At 63.7% G+C, this 20307-nt stretch carries 21 protein-coding genes; 10 read left to right on the plus strand and 11 right to left on the minus strand.

Annotated elements, in window-relative coordinates; genetic code table 11:
• Positions 1-10 precede the first annotated feature (10 nt).
• The 3 genes from ACJ70B_RS05405 (at position 11) to ACJ70B_RS05415 (ending at position 1183) form a co-directional block, all read left to right on the plus strand.
• Positions 11-271: a hypothetical protein gene (locus ACJ70B_RS05405; protein WP_408959393.1), complete on the plus strand. Its 261-nt coding sequence runs from the start codon at positions 11-13 to the stop codon at positions 269-271.
• Entirely contained in the window at positions 271-633 is a 363-nt protein-coding gene (locus tag ACJ70B_RS05410; protein ID WP_408959394.1) for a hypothetical protein, read from the plus strand. Before ACJ70B_RS05405 ends, ACJ70B_RS05410 begins: the two co-directional genes overlap by 1 nt.
• 97 nt (positions 634-730) lie before the next feature.
• On the plus strand, positions 731-1183 hold the full coding sequence (locus tag ACJ70B_RS05415; protein WP_408959395.1) for a pyridoxamine 5'-phosphate oxidase family protein: 453 nt from the start codon (positions 731-733) through the stop codon (positions 1181-1183).
• Positions 1184-1222: 39 nt separating this feature from the next.
• On the opposite strand, the gene ACJ70B_RS05420 is transcribed toward ACJ70B_RS05415, so the two are convergent.
• The 3 genes from ACJ70B_RS05420 to ACJ70B_RS05430 all read right to left on the minus strand — a co-directional run bounded on the left by ACJ70B_RS05420 (position 1223) and on the right by ACJ70B_RS05430 (position 3134).
• A complete protein-coding gene (locus tag ACJ70B_RS05420) occupies positions 1223-1381 on the minus strand; it encodes an FmdB family zinc ribbon protein (RefSeq protein WP_408959396.1) in 159 nt (52 codons plus the stop codon).
• Between the two features lie 174 nt (positions 1382-1555).
• The gene (locus tag ACJ70B_RS05425; RefSeq protein ID WP_408959397.1) at positions 1556-2218 is read right to left on the minus strand and encodes a hypothetical protein; all 663 of its coding nucleotides are present in this window, start codon (positions 2216-2218) and stop codon (positions 1556-1558) included.
• A 256-nt stretch (positions 2219-2474) separates the two neighbouring features.
• Positions 2475-3134, minus strand: a complete 660-nt coding sequence (locus ACJ70B_RS05430) for a helix-turn-helix domain-containing protein (protein ID WP_408959398.1) — start codon at positions 3132-3134, stop codon at positions 2475-2477.
• Positions 3135-3365: 231 nt separating this feature from the next.
• Between ACJ70B_RS05430 and ACJ70B_RS05435 the strand changes: the two genes are divergently transcribed.
• Positions 3366-3758, plus strand: a complete 393-nt coding sequence (locus ACJ70B_RS05435; RefSeq protein ID WP_408959399.1) for a helix-turn-helix domain-containing protein — start codon at positions 3366-3368, stop codon at positions 3756-3758.
• Between the two features lie 219 nt (positions 3759-3977).
• Here ACJ70B_RS05435 and ACJ70B_RS05440 read toward each other — a convergent pair whose 3' ends face one another.
• From ACJ70B_RS05440 to ACJ70B_RS05450, 3 genes are all read right to left on the minus strand, one after another.
• Positions 3978-5948: an aldehyde ferredoxin oxidoreductase family protein gene (locus ACJ70B_RS05440; protein WP_408959400.1), complete on the minus strand. Its 1971-nt coding sequence runs from the start codon at positions 5946-5948 to the stop codon at positions 3978-3980.
• Between the two features lie 271 nt (positions 5949-6219).
• Positions 6220-6408 (minus strand): DUF1328 family protein, encoded by a 189-nt coding sequence (locus tag ACJ70B_RS05445; RefSeq protein WP_408959401.1) that lies wholly within the window; start codon positions 6406-6408, stop codon positions 6220-6222.
• A 109-nt stretch (positions 6409-6517) separates the two neighbouring features.
• A complete protein-coding gene (locus tag ACJ70B_RS05450) occupies positions 6518-8407 on the minus strand; it encodes a bacterio-opsin activator domain-containing protein (RefSeq protein WP_408959402.1) in 1890 nt (629 codons plus the stop codon).
• 105 nt (positions 8408-8512) lie between these two features.
• Between ACJ70B_RS05450 and ACJ70B_RS05455 the strand changes: the two genes are divergently transcribed.
• Both ACJ70B_RS05455 and ACJ70B_RS05460 read left to right on the plus strand, forming a co-directional pair.
• On the plus strand, positions 8513-8704 hold the full coding sequence (locus tag ACJ70B_RS05455) for an HVO_0649 family zinc finger protein (RefSeq protein WP_408959403.1): 192 nt from the start codon (positions 8513-8515) through the stop codon (positions 8702-8704).
• A 276-nt stretch (positions 8705-8980) separates the two neighbouring features.
• Complete coding sequence (locus ACJ70B_RS05460) at positions 8981-10162, plus strand: hypothetical protein (protein ID WP_408959404.1); 1182 nt, start codon at positions 8981-8983, stop codon at positions 10160-10162.
• 45 nt (positions 10163-10207) lie between these two features.
• Here ACJ70B_RS05460 and ACJ70B_RS05465 read toward each other — a convergent pair whose 3' ends face one another.
• Positions 10208-10771: an NUDIX hydrolase gene (locus ACJ70B_RS05465; protein ID WP_408959405.1), complete on the minus strand. Its 564-nt coding sequence runs from the start codon at positions 10769-10771 to the stop codon at positions 10208-10210.
• Positions 10772-10969: 198 nt separating this feature from the next.
• On the opposite strand from ACJ70B_RS05465, the gene ACJ70B_RS05470 reads away from it, so the two are divergent.
• On the plus strand, positions 10970-11245 hold the full coding sequence (locus tag ACJ70B_RS05470; RefSeq protein WP_408959406.1) for a PadR family transcriptional regulator: 276 nt from the start codon (positions 10970-10972) through the stop codon (positions 11243-11245).
• 87 nt (positions 11246-11332) lie between these two features.
• Here the strand turns inward: ACJ70B_RS05470 and ACJ70B_RS05475 are convergent, their stop codons facing one another.
• The 3 genes from ACJ70B_RS05475 to ACJ70B_RS05485 all read right to left on the minus strand — a co-directional run bounded on the left by ACJ70B_RS05475 (position 11333) and on the right by ACJ70B_RS05485 (position 12866).
• Complete coding sequence (locus ACJ70B_RS05475) at positions 11333-11590, minus strand: hypothetical protein (RefSeq protein ID WP_408959407.1); 258 nt, start codon at positions 11588-11590, stop codon at positions 11333-11335.
• A 179-nt stretch (positions 11591-11769) separates the two neighbouring features.
• Entirely contained in the window at positions 11770-12498 is a 729-nt protein-coding gene (locus tag ACJ70B_RS05480; RefSeq protein WP_408959408.1) for a hypothetical protein, read from the minus strand.
• 74 nt (positions 12499-12572) lie between these two features.
• Entirely contained in the window at positions 12573-12866 is a 294-nt protein-coding gene (locus ACJ70B_RS05485) for a hypothetical protein (RefSeq protein ID WP_408959409.1), read from the minus strand.
• A gap of 223 nt (positions 12867-13089) precedes the next feature.
• Here ACJ70B_RS05485 and ACJ70B_RS05490 point away from each other — a divergent pair, with 223 nt between their 5' ends.
• The 3 genes from ACJ70B_RS05490 to ACJ70B_RS05500 all read left to right on the plus strand — a co-directional run bounded on the left by ACJ70B_RS05490 (position 13090) and on the right by ACJ70B_RS05500 (position 17897).
• Entirely contained in the window at positions 13090-13479 is a 390-nt protein-coding gene (locus ACJ70B_RS05490) for a pyridoxamine 5'-phosphate oxidase family protein (protein ID WP_408959410.1), read from the plus strand.
• A 213-nt stretch (positions 13480-13692) separates the two neighbouring features.
• Positions 13693-15273, plus strand: coding sequence for an acetolactate synthase large subunit (locus ACJ70B_RS05495; protein ID WP_408959411.1), 1581 nt, complete (start codon positions 13693-13695; stop codon positions 15271-15273).
• A gap of 1595 nt (positions 15274-16868) precedes the next feature.
• Complete coding sequence (locus ACJ70B_RS05500) at positions 16869-17897, plus strand: tyrosine-type recombinase/integrase (protein WP_408959412.1); 1029 nt, start codon at positions 16869-16871, stop codon at positions 17895-17897.
• Positions 17898-17936: 39 nt separating this feature from the next.
• Here ACJ70B_RS05500 and ACJ70B_RS05505 read toward each other — a convergent pair whose 3' ends face one another.
• Positions 17937-18734, minus strand: a complete 798-nt coding sequence (locus ACJ70B_RS05505) for a hypothetical protein (RefSeq protein ID WP_408959413.1) — start codon at positions 18732-18734, stop codon at positions 17937-17939.
• Positions 18735-20307: the final 1573 nt, after the last annotated feature.

Raw genomic sequence — 20307 nt, forward strand, 5'->3', positions numbered from 1 at the left:
AACCGAAGGTATGGGAACACGACTCGAGCGCTCCTTTCGCGGTATCTCCAAACGGCTCGCGATCCGGTATCTGACGAACTTGGGTGGCGAGCGAGTCGCCGAGGACACCGTCGAGGGCGACGACTGGACGGCGACGCTGTCCGCCGAGCAGGTCGGCGTCGGACCGTCGCTGCAGTTGACCGAGGTGACCGTCGTGTTCGAGGGCGAGGAAGATACCCTCGAGCCGCTGGTCGACCGGTTCGCACAGAAGGCGATGCGCGCGGGTGGCTGATGGCGGGCGAGCCGATCGAGGGGCAGATACTGCTGCTGACGGCCGCCAAAGCGAGCGTCCCAGCGACCAGCCTGCCGGACCTGATCGACCGGGCGCAGGCGCTGCTGGAGCCGGCGCTCGAGCGCTATCGTCGGGACTTCGAGCGATTTCACGCGGACGACGAGTGCGAGATCTTCCTCGTCGAGTGGGGTCACTGGGACGAGATCGGCACAGAACTCGGTGCAACCGACCGCGAACTGTCGGCGATTCGGCGCGCACACGAGGAACAGCTGACCCGCATCGGCCGGCGGACGGACCGGGAAAACGAGGTCGAGACGGCTCTCGAGATTCGAGAGGCGGTCGTCATCGGGGTCGACGACTAAGCGGACTCGGCGGCGGACGACGGGCCGGACGCGACCGCTTCTCACGTCGATGGCAACGCTAAAGATCGCGTTTCACCATTGGCAAACCATTGAGACGATGGCCATCGATCAGGAGACCGAGATGACCGACGCGGAGATCGACGATTTCCTCAGTCGTCACGAGACTGGGGTGCTGTCGCTCGCGCGGACGAACAAACCCTATGCGATTCCGATCTCGTACGGCTACGGCGACGACGAGCGAGCGTTCTACATGCGGCTGGTGTCGACGCCCGACAGCGAGAAACGCCAGTTTCTCGAGTCCACACCGCAGGCGCGCCTCGTCGTCTACGACGAGACGGGGTCGTCGTATCGGAGCATCATCGCAACGGGCGACCTTGAGAGTATCGAGCCGGCGGATCTCACGCCCGACGAGATCGCACAGTACGGAGCGGCAAAGCGGCCGCTGTTTGAGATTTGGGCCGAAGGCAAAGACAGCTTGAACATCGAACTCTACCGGCTCGTCCCCGAAACGCTCAACGGGCGGCGAACAGAAGTCGACCGGGAGACGTAGGCGGACCGCCGACGTGGGACGGGCGGGATCGTCGTGCGCTCAGTTTTCGGTCTGTTGCTCCGCCACCGCCACGAAGTCAGCCGGCGTCACCGACGCTGCACAGACCGGACACCCGTGTGTGAGCGTGGCTTCCCGCATCGATTCGTTGACCTCGATCTCCTGCCCGCACTCAGGGCACGTGAATTCGTATCTACTCATGGCGGAGCGGTCGTGGCGCGAACCCGCGATTGCGTACGTTCTACGAGAGCGTCCAGTGTATATATCGTTGCGGTTCGATGCCGGCGGCCCGTAGGTTCCGATACGTTCTTTTGGCTCGAGATCCCCCTGCGGTGGTCCTTTCCCCTGTAGTGGTCCCCCTCTCCCGCCGTGGTCTTACGAACCGTCGCGTGTCGAGCGCTCGTCGACGAGGCGGACGTTGTCGAAGAATCTGCGGATGTCCGTCTCCCAGACGACGTTCATGCCGACGGCAAGCGTGGCGACGCCCGTGAGGTCGCTTACCGAATAGGTATACGTCTTCCAACCGCTGTGATCTTCGATATCGTGTTCGCGGTTGAAGTCTCGCTCGGAGAGGCCGTCTCGCGGCTTCGTGCCGGCGAAGAACGCCACCTGCGACATTCGGTTGAACGATTGCTGGTGGCTGTAGACATCGACGGTGACCTCCTGCACGCCGGTGAAGTTCACCGGTTGTTCGACCCAAATCGTCCCGTCGTCGGCGATACCTTCGATGTACAGCCGAAGCGAGTTCATCCCGTCCGACGCCCGTTCGGAGGTGACCGAGACGGCGTGGTCGACCGGAACCGTCGGATCGTCCGCAGCCGCTGGGAGGTCGGTCCCGACGGTCCATCCTGTGAGGTACTCCTCGAACGACGGATTTCGAAGGGCCGCCGTGGCCGGCGATCCGCGGGACGTCGCGGACTCGTCCGGTTCGGACTGTGGGTCCGTACTGTCAGTTGCGTTGCTACCGAATCGAGGGCGGTCGGCGAGCCCGATCGAGAGGACACCGCCGACGCCGGTCAGGTACGATCGTCGTTTCATCGGCAGTTTCCCGTAGATTGGCGCGGAGAATAAATGTCTGTCAAGCTGAAACGTTTCTTTCAGCGGATCGCCGGACCGTGACTCGAGCCGTCCACTCTCCGATGGCCGTCGTGGTGGGCGTCTCGATCGCCAACGCGCCGGGATCGACACCGAACCGGAGCGAAGGAAACGGCGCATACGGGCTGCTGTGATTGGGTAGCGGCGTCCCCCGGAAGCGGGTCTCGGAGACGCCGGAACTGACGCCCAGTGGACCGTGTCAATCGTTGTCGAGGATCGCGTTTAACAGCTTCGTCTGGGCCGCTGCGAGGTGTTCGGTGAGCGTCGTGCCGGAGATACCGAGTTCGTCGGCGACATCGCCGGCGTTCGCCCGCTTGGGGTGTTCGAAGTAGCCCATCCGGTGGGCCGTCTCGAGGACGTCCGCCTGTCGATCGGTCAGCATACTCCGGTCGACGAAGACGAGGTTCTGTTCGGTATGGTCCCGTTGGGAACGGAGCAGTCGCTGGACGTCGAGGGTCGCGTACCGCTCGCGCAACTCGCCGATGACGGCCTGTAAGCCGTGCATGTCCGGTGCGTGAAAGGTTAGGTACAGTGCCGATCCCGTCGTTCGGACGTCGGTGACCGGACAGTCGTGTGCCTCGATACATTCACAGGGGCATCCGCAACCGAGGTCGCGCTCGAACCGGTAGATCGCGCTCGAGCCGTACGAGAAGCTCGACGAGAGATCCGCGTCGACGTCGATTTCGTCGGGGTCGGTTGTCGGCTCGAGCATGAACTCTTCGGTCACGCGTTCGGGCGCAGACGGGTTCGTGCTCTTCGAGACGGAGTGAACGCGGCCGCTCGTCTCGGCCGAGGCCTGCGCGACGACGCAGTCGGCCGGCTCGTCGATCTTCACCTCTGCGCGAATCCCCGAGGCCATCACTCACCGATGGAGGCCCGCTACCCTAAACCCTCCGTCCGCCGGCGCGGCCCGGCGCTCGTCGCTCGAGCGTCCCCCGGTCCGGACGGCGACGAGGGGCCACCGCTGACCGCGCGAAAGCAGCGCGTGAGACCGGCCACCCCCGACGAAGTTTCCCGACAGTATATAAATCACCCCGATTTGATGGGTATCGATTCGAGGTGCCAGGGTCGATAGGAGCACGTATAACAGATGTCCGCTACGAACCCCGACGCACACGAGACGAAGAAAGGACGGCAGCGCGAGGGTCCAGTCGACCCCCGAGCCGTCCTGGCCGCGCTGGACGACGACGCCTGCCGGTGCATCCTCGAGGCGACGAACGAGGAGTCGTTGACGGCGACGGAACTCTCAGAACGGTGTGGTATTCCGATGTCGACGGCCTACCGCAAGGTCGAACTGCTGACCGAGGCCGATCTGGTCGAAGAGCGGGTTCGAATCAACACCTCGGGCAAGCACGCGACCGAGTACCGCAAGCACTTCGACGACATCCTCGTCTCCGTCGCCGGCGGAGGGCTCGAGGTCGAGATGACGAAGCCCGGTGACGAGGGAGGCCGGGCCGCCACCGACGCCGTCGCCGACGACTGATCGGTCCGACGGACCGCCGACGCTATCGTGGCTCCCGGTCGGTTCGCGCCGTCACGGCTATCACGGCGGGTCGTCGATCTTCTAGGTGCGTTTTCCGACTCGGACCGGGGAGCGCCCTCCGAACGATGCGACTCGTCGATCGGTCGCCCGAACCCCGATGGGCGAATCCGCCGTCGCCAGATCAGTACTGGACGGCGAGTCGCTCGAGACCGGTGGCGATCAGTCGTCGCCCGAGATCGCCGCGCCGCTCTCGCCGCTGACGCCCGTCCCGGGGCCGACGTCGATGCCGAGTTCGTCGAGTTTCTCGTCGGGAACGACGCCGTCAACCCAGCCGCGGTAGTCGTAGTACTCTGCTTTCATCTCCTCGAGTTCGCAGTACTCGCCCTCGCTGGCACCCTGCCCGCGGATGCCGTCCTCGAGGAAGCGCGCGGGCAGCGAGTCGTCCGCGCCGTCGAAGCCGTTTACGTTGTTGTAGTAGCGCTCTAAGTTGTAGACACGCTCGCCGGCCTCGAGGAGTTCCTCCTCGGTCACGTCGCGGCCGGTCATCCCGTTGTACTGGGTGACGTATTCCTCGATGCCCTCCGCGAAGGCGTTGAACTTGCAGATGTCGAAGGAGTCGCTGATCGCGTGGAGGTCCTGGAACTGGGCGGTGAGTTCGCCCTTGCCCTCGTACTCGTAGGGATCGACCTTCTCGGGGATGCCGAGGATCTCCGCGGCGGGGGTGTACCCCCGCAGGTGGCAGGCCCCGCGGTTCGAGGTGGCGTAGCCGATGCCCATCCCCTTCATACAGCGCGGGTCGTAGGCGGCGATGGTCTGGCCCTTGACGGCCAGCGAGTTCTCCGCGGCGTCCTTCCGCTCGGCGACGCGGCGCGGGCCTTCGGCCAGCAGGTCGCCGAGGTCGTCCTCGCGGTGGGCGATCCGCTCGATCAGGTCGATCATCGTTTCGTGGTCGCCCCAGTCGAGTTCAGCGTGGGACTCCGTCCCACGAGCAGACGGGCTCTGCCCGTCGACGCCCTCGGCCTCGAGTTTGCCCTCCTCGGACATCTCCATGGCCATCGCCATCATGTTGCCCGTGTCGATGGTGTCGACGCCCATGTCGTTACAGCGGTCGATCATGAGCGCGATGGCGTCGCGGTCGGTGTGGCCCGAGTTCGGGCCGAGCGCGTAGGCCGACTCGTACTCGTAGGACTCGGTGCGGACGTTCATCTCCTCGCCCTTGTGCATCGCCGTCACCTCGACTTCCTTCTTGCAAGCGACCGGACAGGAGTGACACGTCGGCTCGTCGACTAAGATGTTCTCGCGGACGTTCTCGCCGGAGACACGTTCGGCGTCGATGTCGACGCCCTCGGCCTCGCGCATGCTCTCGGTCGAGGTGTAGCGGCCGTTTTTCGTCGGAAGGCCGTCCATCTCCTCGCCGATGTTCATCAGGACGTTCGTCCCGTACATCGAGAGCCCGCCCTCGTTGGGCGCGGTGACCTCCGACTCCTGGATGGCCTGCATCGCCTGCTGGTGGCCCTCCATGAAGGTCTCCTTGTCCGCGGGCTTGGGCATCTTCGTGTTCGACTTGACGACGACCGCCTTGAGGTTCTTCGACCCCATTACGCAACCGGTGCCGCCCCGGCCTGAGGCGCGGTCGTCCTCATTCATGATGGACGCGAACTTGACCTCGTTCTCGCCACCGGGGCCGATCCCCATGATGCTCAGGTTCTTGCCGTAGGAGCCCTCGACCTCCGCTTCGATCGTATCGCGCGTCTCGTGGAAGCCGGTCCCCCAGAGATGAGAGGCGTCTCGAAGTTCGACCTCGCCGTCCTCGACGACGGCGTAAACCGGCTCGTCGGCCTGCCCCTCGAAGAGCAGCCCGTCGAAGCCGGACCACTTGAGTCGGGCACCGGACCAGCCGCCCTGGTGGCTGTCGGTGACGGTACCGGTCAGCGGCGACTTCGTACAGACGGCGATCCGGCCGCTCATCGTCACCTGCGTGCCTGACAGCGGCCCGTTCATGAACGCGAGCAAGTTGTCGGGCTCGAGCGGATCGACGTCCGGCCCTTGGTCGAAAACGTACTTTACACCCAGTCCCCGCGCACCGATATACTTCTTCGCGTCCTCGTCGTCGATCGACTCGTAGGCAACCTCACCGTCCGAGAGATCGATGCGGGCGACCCTGTCTTGGAATCCGCCGAGTTCGGTCATGGTAAGTGCTCCCCCTTATCTACGACGCCCAGCATGTTAGGAGTTGACACCCAAGCGTAACCGGAGGGGGTTACGGCCGAGCGAGACGCGGGCCGCGAACGAGTAAGACGGCGACGGTGGCTCGAGCGAGATGATCTCGAGCGCTGGCAGGAACTGTGGATCCGTAATCGTCGTATTCCGGCCGGGCGGATCGCTCGGACGCGTGACGGGGGCGACGCGGGTAGCCGGACGGAGCCCCCGCCGTGGCGAACCGCGTCGGGTCGTGGCGCGCCTACAACAGTAACGCGACCACCGCGAGGATGATGAAGATCAGCACGAAGATGCGCGCGATCTCCATCGAGACGCCGGCGACACCGCGGGCACCGACCGCGGCGGCGATGATCGCGAGGACGAAAAAGATGATCGCCCAGTACAGGAAGCCACCGCCACCGATCTGAAGCGGGGTTGCGAACGCGAACATAGCGATCAGTCCCACGGCTGACCATATAAACGCCGGCGACCGTCCGCGACCGTTTTCGGCGCTAAGTGGGGGCTACAGGTCTCGAGCGATGACTGTCTCCGACCCTCAGCTATACGTCCCCGAAGAACGCCCGACAGAGTTTCGCCTCGGCCGTCCGCAGGTGTTCGTGGAAGGTCGGCCGCGAGACGCCCATCGACTGGGCGAGTTCCTCCCCGGTCGTCGGCCGGGGCCATTCGAAGTAGCCGCCGAGGTACGCCCGTTGCAACGCGGTGAACTGGCGGTCGGTCAGCGCCTCCTCGAGTCGAGCGGCGAACTCAGCGCGCGTCTCGCCGTCGCGCTCGCGTTGCCGGAACGAGATGACGTCGGTCCCGTCGTAGCGGTCTTCGACGGCCTCGACGATCGAACGGACGTTCGCCGACTGAGGGATCTCGAGGGTGACCCGGGCGCGGCCGTCCTCGCTTTCGATGGCTCGGGTGCGGGCACCGCGTTCGGAGAGCCAGCCGACGAGGTCCGTCGGACCGGCGAGTTCGACCAGACATTCGTCGTCACGCTCGACGACGACGCGGCAGTCGATATCGGCCAGTTCGGCCGCGGCCGAGAGCAGGTCGTCGGCGCTCGCGCCGGTTGCGGTGAAGAGCGACGCCGTCTCGTCGCCGGTGCGGTGGACCGAGCGACGGTACTCGAGCCGGCAGTCCGTGTCGGCCGAGAGGGCGACGGGTGCGAGGGTGCGGTCGGTCACCTCGAGTTCGACGGCGACGACGGCGTCGGTCGCGAGCACGCGGCTGGTCTCACGGGCGTTGATCCCGCTGGCGACCGCGCGGGCGAGCGCGGAGAGGATCACCGCCTCGCGGTCGTCGACGGCGCGGTCCCGATCGGTCCGGACCGTCAGGACGCCGTACTCGATGCCGTTGTACGACAGCGGGAACGCAGCGCGGGTCGTCCCGTCGACGGTGTCGACCGCGGGGTCGCCCGTCGCGAGCGTCTCGGCGGCGGGGTGGTCGGCGTCGGTCGCAATGTCGTCGGCCCCGGGCCCGGTCCCCGCGCTCGAGCGGCCGTCGATCGTCCCGGTCGCGGGGTTCCGTTCGCCGATCCAGGCCCCGTCGTAGCCGTCCTCCGCGGCGATCCGGGTACAGACCTCGGCCTCGAGTTCCGAGCGGTCGGTCGAACCGGCGACGACGGCGGTGACGTCCTGAATCAGCCCCTCGACGCGGTCGAGAACGTACTCGAGTTCCTCGGTGCGGCGCTCGAGGGCGAGTTCGGCCTCCTTCCGCGCGGTGACGTCGTTCTGGAAGCCGACGTAGTTGGTCACACGGCCGTCCTCGTCGCGGACCGGGGCGATCGTCACCTCGTTCCAGAACTCGGTGCCGTCCTTGCGGTAGTTTTTGAGTTCGACGGTGACGGGACGCTGCTCGTCGATCGCCGCCGCCATCTCGGCGATCGCGTCCGCATCAGAATCTGCGCCCTGCAGGAACCGGCAGTTGCGGCCGACGATCTCGTCGTACTCGTAGCCGGTGATCGCCTCGTAGGCCTCGTTGGCGTAGACCAGCGGGTTGTCCTCCATGTTGGGATCGGAGATGGTGATTCCGACCGGAGCCTCCTCGAGCGCGCGGTCTTTGCCCAGTCGATCGCTCGTCCCGGCCGGCGAGCCGGCGTCGTCGGCGTCGGTATCGTCGCCGCGGCCGAACGTGATCGTCGCGCCGTCGGCCCCGCGGTGGACGCGCGCGCTTTCGAGGTCGTCCGCGGCGAGGGCGACTCGGCGGGCAGTACCGACCGTCGTCTCGTCGATCGCCGCGGCGAGTCTGCCCCAGCGTGGGCCGAGTGCGGTCGCCGCCTCGCGGTCGGCCTCGCCGAGGTCGAAGGCGTCGCGGGCGGCCGGGTTCGCGTACGTGATCGTTCCGTCGGCGACCGCGACGACCGGATCGACGACGGACTCGAGGGCAGTCGCCGCTGCCGCGGGGTCTCCGACGTCGCCACCGCGATCCGCGTCGACATCATTCATGGGCTCCCTACGGCGGGACGACTAAGAACGATTGGGACCGACTGACGGTTCGCACGACGGCGAGAACGCTAGTGTGTTATATGGTACCATAGCGTAGCTAGATGCATGTCCGTCTACCGTTCACCGTTCGAGCAACTCCGGAAGAAGTTCGACGAATCGGAACTGCGCTGTCCGGCGTGTGGCTACGTCGACACCGAGGGCGGGTGGCGCGTCACGACGTCGGGGGGACGCGTCCGATACCAGTTCGTCTGTCCGTCCTGCGAGGCGATCGAGACCAGGGAACTCCGCCTCGAGTAACCCGTCGTCGGGCCGGCGTCGCCGACGCTCGAGTCGGCGCGGCCGTTTCACCGTCACAATAGCGTGTTTCGGTACGAACGGACGAGTAAACAGTCGCTGGTCGGTGGACGAATCGACGGACGGTGAGGTGAGTTTAGCGAGGAGTCGAGATTGGAAAGCGGACCCGACCGGCGTCGGGAGCAGTCCTGTGGGTTCGGTCACAAGAACCGCTTTCGGGACGATAATTCCGTAACAGTCGCCCCGTTTTAGCCCACGATCCGCCGTTTAGCAGGTCGTATGGTTTCACGACCGCGGACGATCGGTGTCGCGTTCGTCGCGTTGTTGGTCGCGTTCTCGGGGGGTCCCGCCCTCGTCGGTGGAACGACCACGACCACAGCCACGGACGGCGACGCCGGAGACATGGGCGACACAGGTGCAACGCTGAAGAACGTACAGGTCGGTACGCTCCAACTCGAGAGCGTTACGATACACAACGCGACGATCGAGGAGCTCAGCGTGCAGCAGTTGGATATCGCTGCCAATCAAGAGATACAACAACAGCTGAACGAGACGGCCAACGAATCGGCGACCAATCAGACCGGCGGAAACGCGTCCAGTGAGGTGACGATTTCGGGCGTCTCCTTCGAGGAGTTGGTGCTGCAGGACGTCTCCATCGACCAACTCGGTAACACGACCGGGAACGCGACGAACGCCACCAACGCGACGAACGCCACCAACGTGACCGCCGGCAACGCGACGAACGCGACGACTGGCAACGTGACCGCCGGCAATGCGACGAACGCCACCAACGCATCGGGCGGTCTTGCAGGAGTGATCGATGAAGGTGCGAACACCGTGGAGATTCAGAACATGACGATCGAGTCGATGAACGCCGATCGATTATCGATCAACGACTTCAGCGTCCAGGAGAGCGAGGGCGGTATCCTTCAGGGTATCTCCGACTTCGTCGGCGGTCTGTTCGGCGGTGGCGATGGTGGTGACGGCGGTGACGGCCAGAACGCCACCGCGCAAGGAGAGGCCGACCAGACGATCGAATCGCTGACCGTCGAGCAGTTCAACGTCAGCGAGATCACGATCGACTCGATGACCATCCAGACCTTAGAGCAACAGGCTGGCGGAAATCAGACGGCGGGCAACGCGACGAACGCGACGACTGGCAACGCGACCGCCGGCAACATGACGAACGCGACAGCAGACAACGCGACGAACGCGACCGCCGGTAACGAGACCGGGAACGCGACGGCCGCCGGCAACGCGACGAACGCGACGGCGACCGGGGAGACGATCTCGTCGATCTCCGCGGGGTCGATGTCGATTAGCGACGCCACCGCCGACTCCCTCACCTTCGCCGAAGCGCAAGGTCTGCAGGACGCGCTCGAACGGCAGGCCGCCGGCGGTGCAAACGAGACCGCAGGCGGCGCGAACGAAACCGGTAATCAGACGAACGAGACCGGCTGACGATCGCTCCGATCGAACGCCGGACCGCTCGGTCCGGCGTATCGATTACGCTGACCCCTGCGTTGCAGCGAACAGCCGATAGTACGAGACGGCGAGCACCGTCCGCCCGTCTCGAATCTCACCGTCGGCTACCGCGTCGGTCAGTGACTCGAGCGAGCGGGTCGTCGGACGAATGCTCTCGTTGTGGTCGAGACGCTGGTCGGCGGTCGGCCGACAGCCCTCAGCGACGAAGAAGTGCAGAAGGCTGTCAGCGATCCCGTTTGCCGGCTCGACGGTCACTAGCTGTTCACATTCCTCGGCCTCGTAGCCAGTTTCCTCGGCGAGTTCGCGGCGTGCGGCGGCCTCGAGGTCGTCGTCTTCGGGTTCGACGCCGCCGACGGGGAGGCCGTGGCTGACCCGAGAGACGGCCTGTCGCCACTCCTCGATACAGACGACGTCGCGGTCGGGGGTAAACGGAAGGACGCAGACGCTGGCGGATTCCGAGAGGTAATCGAAGTCGGTTTCCGTCCCGTCGGGAAGACGAACGGATTCGTTAACGATATCGAACCCCGGACAGGAGTAGGCTACTCGACTGTCGCGGGTCTCCCAAGCAAGTGGATCGGTCGGCATAGCGGCCGCTACGGCGGTGATCGTCAAAAGAGCGCCGTCATGCCGACGACCCAGGCACGGCCGACGAGTGAGCCGACCGCCGTCGAGCGCGGACGGCCAGCAACGGTCATACGCGGTGCGTTCCGCGCCGCTCGTACGCCGTACCAGCCCTATAACAAAGCCACAGAACGGTGAACGTCGTTACTCAGAGGGTGATCTATGGATCAGCTAACTGGCTTCCAGCGTGACCTGTTGTACGTGATCGCAGGCAAAGACCGACCGTCCGGGCAGGAGATTCTCGACGACATCAACGACTACATCGATCAGCCGGTCACACACGGCAGGCTGTATCCGAATCTCGATACGCTCGTCGAGAAAGACCTCGTCGAAAAGGGAGCGCTCGACCGACGGACGAACTACTACGCGCTGACGCCGAAGGGCCGACGCGCGCTGCAGCGCCGCCAGGAGTGGGTCGACCAGTACGTCGACGTCTGACTCCCGGCACTGTCCTCTCTCGAGGCCAGCAGACAGGGAGCGCCTCGCTTCGCGTCGGCGGCGCGACCGCCGGCAGACGGGTCGTCCTCAGCGGGCGTCGTCGAGGTCGACGACCGTCTCGAGGTCCGCGGAGAGCCAGGCGTTCAGTTTCTCGCCGGTCGTGGCGTCGTGGGGAACGAGGGTACAGCGGTCGTGACCGGATTCGTACCGGACGACGACGGCGTCGAACAGCACCGCGTTCGCGATGTCGTCCTCGTCGGTGCCGGCCACGTACTCGTGGGCAGTTCCCTCGTCGGTCCCGTCGGCAGAGCCATCCATGGTAGTCCAGGCGAGCGTCGTCGCCACTATCCCGTAGGCCGAGAGCGTACAAAACGGCTGCTAGTTCGACTATAGAGCGGTTGGGTGCGCTCGGTATCGGTTCGAACGCCCACTCGAGCGAGGGCAGGACACCGACGGGATCAAGCGGACGCAGAGAATCGAGTGGACGCCGCGAGAGCGTCGGCGGTCGACAGAGTGGGGCACCGCTATCGACCGTCGAAGCTGACCCGCTCTAAGTCCGCCTCGAGGTCGTCGACGTGGTCGTTGAAGTCGTCGACGAACGCCGGCACGTCGTCGGCCAGCCGGCGGACCTCGGGGGCCGGCGGCGGGCCGTACTGCGAGAGGAGGTAGATACCGTCGGAACCGCCGACGCGCAGATACGAAGCGACGTCGCCGTCCCACTTCAGCTCCCAGCGGGTGCCGGAAACGGTGGTCGCGTAGGTGCCGTACTCGCCGTCGTACCGGTGGAGCTGGGCCGCCATCGCGTCGCCGACCTCGCGGACGCGGTCGACGACCCGATCCCGTTCGGCGACTAGCTCCGCCGTCGATTCGACCGCGGGAAACTCGTCGGGCACGTCCTCGAGTATCCCGTCGAACGAGCGGACGTACTCGTTGTACGCCGCGACGAACGCGTCGTAGTCGGCCATCGCCGTCTCGAGAGCGCCGGGATCGGGCGGCCGTTTGCTCGAGACGACGTACGTCTCCGAGCCCGATTTCGGCTCGAACCGAAGGTACTGCACGTCGCCGGCCTCGTACTTGAGCGTCCAACTGCCGCCGTCGGTATCGAACGTCTCCTGGCCGTAGTCGCCGCCTTGCAACACCGCGAGCTCCCGCGCTATTTCGCCGGCGTGGGCGCGTACGCGGGCCGCGACATCGTCGCGCCGCTGGGCGATTTCGTCGGTTCCCTCTACGTCGGCCTCGAGTCCGTCGGTCATCACTCGAGAAAGGTGTCGGAGTCCGGTAACGGTTACGCCGTCGCGCCGAGCGGGACCGTCGTTTGCAGCGCTGCTCAGCCGGTTTCGTTGGTCGCGTTGCCAGTCTCGTTGCCGGTCTCGTTGGTTGCGTTGCCAGTCTCGTTGCCAGTCTCGTTGCCGGTTTCATTGCCGGTCATGTTGCCGGTTTCGTTGCCAGTCTCGTTCGTCTCGTTGGTCGCGTTGCCACCGGCCGGTTCTTCTTCGATGTCCTGCCCGTTACCGGTTCCTTCCTCGGCTTCCGCTTCGTTACCGCCGCCGGTGCCGTTTCCACCGCCGCCCGGACCGCCACAGCCGGCGATGAGAGCAGTGGACGCTGAGGCGCCTGTCAATACCAGTACTCGTCTGCGGGTCGGTCGTTTTTGGTCGAACATCTACCGGCGAGCATGCTACGAACCAGCATAAGCGGTTAGCCGTCATTTGCCTGCTCAGTGATGATCCGTGACATTTGTCCAGTCTGCCGACGGCATCGATGAATCCGTCAGCTTCCGCGACCGTTCGCTTGCGATCAGTGTAGGCAGTACAGCCAAACCCGTGGCCGGCGTACGAGGATCGATGGCATCGATACCCGAGGAGTTCCACGATCTATTCGAGAAGGAAACGTTCGCCCACGTCGCGACGCTGACCGACGACGGACTGCCCCACGTCACGCCGGTCTGGATCGACTACGACGCGGACGACGACCGGCTGCTGGTCAACACCGAACGCCACCGCCAGAAGGCGCGAAACGCGGAGCACAACCCCGGCGTCGGCGTCAGCATGACCGATCCCGACGACCCCTACCGGCACCTCTCGGTGATCGGCGAGATCGACGCGGTCACTACCGAGGGCGCTCGAGAACACATCGACGAACTCGCCCGACGGTACATGGACGTCGACGAGTATCCGAATCCGATCGAGTCTGAGCGCGTTCTGCTGCGGATTCGTCCGGATCGGGTCCTGTAATCGTCAAATCGATCGCCAAAGGAAGCCATCGTCACTCGATGTATCGCGAAACAAGCGGTCGGGGAGCGCGCTACAGCGCGATCGCGGTCGTGCCATCGCGACGCTCGTCGACCGAGGAGACGGACTGAGACGAGGCGAGCGCGTCTCGAGCACCCGGGTCGGCCCGATGTCGACGGGGGGCGATTAATGGCGAGCGGTGTGGACGGGACGACCATGCAAACGGCAGCCGAGCTACTCGTCAACTGTCTCGAGTCCGAGGGCGTCGACCGCGTTTTCGGGGTCCCGGGCGAGGAGATCGAGGACCTCCTGTTCGCGCTTCGAGACTCGTCGATCCGGTTCGTCCCGACGCGCCACGAACAGGGCGCGGCGTTCATGGCCGACGTCCACGGCCGACTGACCGGCGAGGCCGGCGTCTGCCTGTCGACGCTCGGCCCCGGCGCAACGAACCTCATGACTGGCGTGGCCGACGCGCAACTCGACAAGAGTCCGGTCGTCGCGATCACCGGCCAGGGCGGCCGCGAGCGCCTTCACAAGGAGAGCCACCAGGCTCTGGACGTGGTCGACATCTTCGAGCCCATCGTCGCGTGGAACGCCCAGATCGCCGATCCCGAGATCGTCCCCGAATCGGTCCGCAAGGCGTTCAAGCTCGCCGAATACGAGAAGCCGGGCGCAACCCACCTCGAGTTTCCCGAGGACGTCGCCGCCGAGTCGGTCGATGCCGACCCGATCGAGGGCCGCGATCCGGTTCGCCGGCCGGACCCCGACGACCGGTCGGTCGAGCGCGCGGCGGACCTGATCGAAGTCGCCGAGCGGCCGATCATCCTCGCTGGCAACGGCGCGGTGCGGACCCGCACGTCCGAATCCGTCCGGGCCATCGTCGACCGCGTGGGCATCCCCGTCGTCGAGACGTACATGGGCAAGGGCACGATCTCCGACCGCGAGTCGGCCTCGCTGATGACGCTCGATTCTGGCCCCGAGGACGAGGCCGCGCGGGCGATCGAGCGCGCCGACTGCGTCGTCGCGGTCGGCTACGACATCGCCGAGCACGACCCCGAGGGGTGGAACCCCGACCTCGAGAAGACCATCGTCCACGTCGACTACGAGCCCGCGGAAGTCTACCGACACTACAACCCCGACGTAGAGATCGTCGCCGACATCGGCGCGGCGCTGCAGGCCATCGACGATCAACTCGAGGATGAGGCCTGTTCGCTGTGGTGTGGCGATCTCCATGAGCGACTGCTCGAGGCCGTGACGGAGCCACCGGCCGACGACGATCCGGTGACGGTTCGCAACGCCCTGCCGCTGTTGCGCGAGGCCATGGCTGATTCCGACGTGCTCGTCTCGGACGTGGGCAGCCACAAGATGGCGATCGCCCGGTCGTTTCCGACCTACGAGCCGAACACCTGCGTGATCTCGAACGGGTTAGCGAGCATGGGAATCGCCGTCCCCGGCGCGTTGGCGGCCGATCTGACGGTCGATGCGAACGTCGTCGCCGGCACCGGCGACGGTGGATTTCTGATGAACGCCGCGGAACTCGAGACCGCGAACCGGCTCGACTGTGGTTTTACCACCGTCGTGTTCAACGACGATGATTACGGGCTGATCTCGGAGAAACAGAACGAACACCGCGGCGAGCACACCGGGACCGAACTGACCACACCCGACCTCGTGACGTTCGCCGAGAGCTTCGGGCTCGAGGCCCATCGCCCCGAGACGTGGGCCGAGATCGAGGCGGCGTTCGCCGAGGCCGTCCCATCTGATGACCTGTCGCTGATCGAACTCCGACTCGACTGAACGGACTGAACGGGGAATTCGCCGCGTTCCGGGACGTCGACCGAACGTGGTTCGACGCGGCCGTCGCTTTCGGCGTCCGTCCCTTCACCGCGGCCACGCTTGTGAACCGCGTAGCGTGCGTTGTGTCGGGGACCCGTTCGATTCGGAAAGCCGTCGGCTCGAGGTGGCGTCTATCGCGTCGGAGCCGCAGATCGGGCTCAAAACGGCGGGCCGGGTAGGTATGATGGCAGAGACAGTACTGACGGCAGTCTCTCGGCGAACCCCGGCCACAGAACGTACGGCGTCGGCAGCCATAATGCTGGCACTTACAAGCACAAGGTCGCCGTACTGAGCAAGAGACGGGCCGATTCCGCATCGACCGTGTCGTGTGGCGGTACTCGCCGCTCTCGAGCGGGCGTTCGAGGCTCTGCGAGCCGCCATCGGACACGGGTTCCAGAGGCTCACGGAAGCCGCGCAGGCCAGTGCAATGATTGACGATGGTTGCCAATGATTCTCGCGTCGCTACGCTGGTAGGTGACGGTGATCACTGCGGACCCAGCAATCGAAGACTGCGACCGGCGTCGTTTCGAAATGGAACGGTGGTGAAAACGGTGGTGAGGGTGGCCTCCGGATGGGGAAGTGGGGAATGGGGGGCCGGAGGCACTATATTGTTTCTGGCAATTCGCATTAATTGTTACGATAAGTGCCGCTCGGACGATACGGATATCTCGGCCGAATCCGAAGACACGAGTGGTGTCGGCCATCGATCGACCCTGCCTGCCTTCGAGACGGCTGAACCCTCGCCGAACTGAGGTCCGGTCTGACGTGAAGCCGATAGACCGCTCGTTCGAAGCCCGTCACTCTCCGAACCGAATCGCTGCTCTTCTTCGGGTTCGAGGCGATCGCGACCAACACAGAGGAAAGCGAGGCGTCGGATCGGACCGCCCTTGAGCGATCGTCGTGACCGCTGCTTCGGAGTACTATTTCGGGAACGCCGGCTTCTACGTTGTCCCACACAGTGTCAGCCTGCCGACTCGCAAGCGCCCGATCAGTGTGCAGAAAGGCGGGAAAAGGCTATGTATCCAGTAGGCCGGCACAGATATCGAACCACGGTCGGAGCGACGCTCCTCTCTAATTCGAATCTGCTTGGATCCGTTTCCCCGCCTCGCAGACCGTTCGCTGTGGCTCACGGCTTCGCCGTTCGCGTATCCGTGGCGCTGACGCACCACGCGTCGCTCGCGGGTTTTGCGATGCGGGAAAAGTGGGCCGGCGCGAATTCGAATCGAGCGAGACTCACTGCGTTCGTCTCGCAAACTCTCGTTCGCTTCGCTCACGAGGACGCGGTTACGGCCACCCGAAGGCCGTCGTTCGAAGGCGTAGAAATGCGGGAGAAGTGGGCCGGCGCGAATTCGAATCGAGCGAGACTCACTGCGTTCGTCTCGCAGACTCTCGTTCGCTTCGCTCACGAGAACGCGGTTACGGCCAACGCTCCGGTCGGTTTCGCGGTTCGGTGCTCGGGGGCTCCGCAGGCTCCGCCCCCTGCGCTCCGCTTCCACCAACAAAGGCCGACGGCAGCGCACGCGCTTGGCCCGCCAACCCGCCCGTGCCCCAGAACAATGGCACGAAACTCTCCCGACGACGGGCTTGAACCCCTCACACCGCGCGACGCAGTTGAACTGTACAAACAAGATCGAGAACGCGAACTCTCAGACGCAACGCTCCAAAGCCACGGATACAGGCTACAACGCTTCGTGGAATGGTGCGACCAAGAAGATATTGACAACTTGAACGACGTCACCGGCCGCGATGTTCAACGCTTCAAAATCCACCGGAAACAGACGGTGAGTGACGTAACACTCAAATCGAACCTAGACACGCTCCGTGTCTTCTTGCGGTTCTGCGTCAGCATCAACGGATGTATCGACGGTCTCGATGACACTGTTAACTCCCCATCCCTCGCGGACCCAGGCGCGAGAGGCACCGACACGGTCCCCCGACAGAAGGCCGAGCAAATCCTGCAGTACCTCGATAAGTACCAGTACGCGAGCCTACAACATGTTCTCTTCCGCATCCTCTGGGAAACCGGGATGCGGATGGGAGCTGCACGAGCAATCGACCTGCAACACTACCACCCGCGAGACGAATATATTGAACTCCGACACAACCCGGACACCGACACTCCACTGAAGAACAAGCGGAAAGGGGAGCGCGCGGTCGCTGTCAGCACGCGTACCTGCAGAATTATCGATGATCACATCGATCATCACCGTCACGACGTGCAGGATGACCACCGCAGAGACCCGCTGCTGACGACGGAATTCGGGAGAATCACGAAGAATACGATCCGGCTTAACGTGTACCGAGTCACCCGCCCGTGCACGTATAGTGGCGGTGACTGCCCGCATGACCGTGATCCGGACGAGTGCGAAGCAATGGATAACATGGCTGCGAGTAAGTGCCCGTCCAGCACTGCTCCGCACTCGATTCGACACGGAGCGATCACTGATTATCTCGCGTCAGATGTCCCTGCAGACGTCGTCAGTGACCGGATGAACGTCGGGACAGACATAATCGAAGAAAGATACGACCATCGAGATTCTACATCTCGGATGCGGCAGCGGAGAGAACGCATCGACTGGCTGTAACCCGTGGGTGACGGGACAGGCACCCCAGGCCCGCCCACGTTACTCCTCAGTGTCACCCTCCCCGTCATCGAGACCGTAACGACCAGCATTCTCCTCAGCACGAGTGATCGTTCTCGGTGACACTCCTAACCGATCCGCAGCCTTCTGCTTCGGGATATCCTCATTCAATCGCACCGAGATGACCGCGCGAACGGCATCGAACCGCGGGCCTGGGACGAGTTCCCCATCGACTTTTTCATACCCTAGCGGCGGGCGGCCAGCCTGAGCGTTGTCCGGCAACCAGCGCTGCACGTCCCTGACGTCCGCCCGCCGCTGCAGCTCCAATCCATCGGTATCGAGACCATCCAGCACCCCAAGTACCGCGTCTGCGTTATCCTCAGTGATGTCGAATCCTTGCGAGACGACGTGCACCTCAACACCAGCATCGACCAACTCCCTGACCCGATCGGCAATCTCACCCGGTGACTCACCGAGAGTGACGAGGTTGTTAACGAAGAAGTGCGGGATCTCACTCCGCGTAGCGTACCCGATCGCACTGTCAATGTCAACATCACTCGCTGACGACCCCACCCCAATAAGCCCCTGCCGATCGACACCTACAGTAGCAGGTAATTCGACCTCCTGATTGACGACACTTCGCGTTATGTCGTCGCGTTCCGCCGCTCCGAGACCAGATCCAGCGACTGTGCGTGTCGCTGCGAGCGCTGGGCGTAGCGAGTCGTCCACCTCACCCCACGTCTCTGCCGTCACGACAACGACGAAGGCCTTCCCTGCAGTGTCACTCTCTGCTTCGTTGCCGTCATCAGTTCCGAACTCTGTGATATCTACCTGTGGCATGATTTCACGGTTAGAGATTCTGTGCCGCCCGGTATAAGGTTTCGCGGGGGATTCTGCGGGCACAGGAGGAAACCACTCGCAGAACACCCCGGCGGAAACGAAAACACGTCGCAGAATACCCCGCAGAAACGAAACTGGGGGTGCAGAAACCCCACGCAGAACCCGTTTCACCACCCCATCTCAAATCGTTGAGCTATTTAATCGTGGCGCGGGTTCTAAGAACTTTAGAACCCGCGCCAAGCAAACTAAGAGCGTAACACTGGTTTGGCGCGGGTCTATACCGGCCGGTTTCGTCCGAAGAGGGTGTTAGGTGTAGTGGGGTTGGAGGATTTACCTCCCAGGAAGTTGAGACGTTTCAGTGTCACTGTGACTGCGCTCATGCGCCGCGCAGCTCAACGACTCCCGAGAGACCATTTCGAGAACCAATGCAAAATCCCGCGATCGGACATCAGCCGTGGAATCGCCGCGAATCGAACCAGGGTAGCTAAGGCGGTATACCACCCTGGCATGCGCTCTAAGCGCGTAGCTCCCGTTTGCCAGGGTAGTATATCGGCCGATCTCGTCCAAAGATGGGGGGTGATGTAGAGGGATTTACCCTCCGCGTGAGAGAGACAGTGGTAGTGGTCACTCAGACGCCGCTGGGCTTCGAAGCAGTAACCACAGTGTCACGCACCCACCCCGGGGTGCAGACGACGTCGTCACAGTCACAATCGACAGCAACGACCCTGTCAACGACAACAACCGCTCACACGTCACCACCGGCTCACCCCGACAGTAACACGAACACGAATGAGGATACGTCTCAGAAACCACTCACACGCCGCGTAACACTACCACGACAGAACACGTGTCATAACCTCATCGACCAACACGTACCGCTCACGCGCACGCAAGCGACAGTAGGAACATCGAGACCATCGATCCAGACGCACTAGCGAGGGGAACACAATCGAGCGTGGCAGCCGCCGCGCCCTCCCATCGATATCCAACGACGACTGGTTTTACACAGGATCCCTCCTCGGTTCACACCGGGTTACACCCGATTGTAAAACGAAAACCGCAACATGGCGAGCAGTTGCATACGGATTTTACAGATTTTACGCTATCTCAACGGAGGGGGTATACAGAGACACATACCGACACGAACGGAGTAACCCGCAGGAGGTCCATCTTGCACATACCCCTCCATATGAGAGGTGTAAAATCCGTAAAAACTGTAAATCAGAAAGGGGACTCTCCGGTATTGAGACTTGAGACGCCGAATCACATTTTACACTTGTTTGAACGGGGTGTAAAATTGAGTAACGTCTCTGTAAAATCGGTCGCGTGACGGTGGGGAGTGACGGGCTATGGAACATTGGTGACGGGGTCACTCGATCTCTCGCGTGTGGCGTGTTATGGAATTTCGAGAATCGCATGATGGTGGAATGGCTCTTCGAAAATTCATTGTTATAGGTGTCGGTGACTACCTGCACGAGGATTGTAGTCATCAATTAGAGGCCCTCTACCGCCTGTTCGATTTACCCACTTGAACCTTAGCGCGATCGTTTATCTGTTACCTGTTCTTATGACA

Origin of the sequence: Natrinema sp. 74, from assembly GCF_046097095.1 — an archaeon.
In the GTDB taxonomy this organism is placed as follows: Archaea; Halobacteriota; Halobacteria; order Halobacteriales; family Natrialbaceae; genus Natrinema.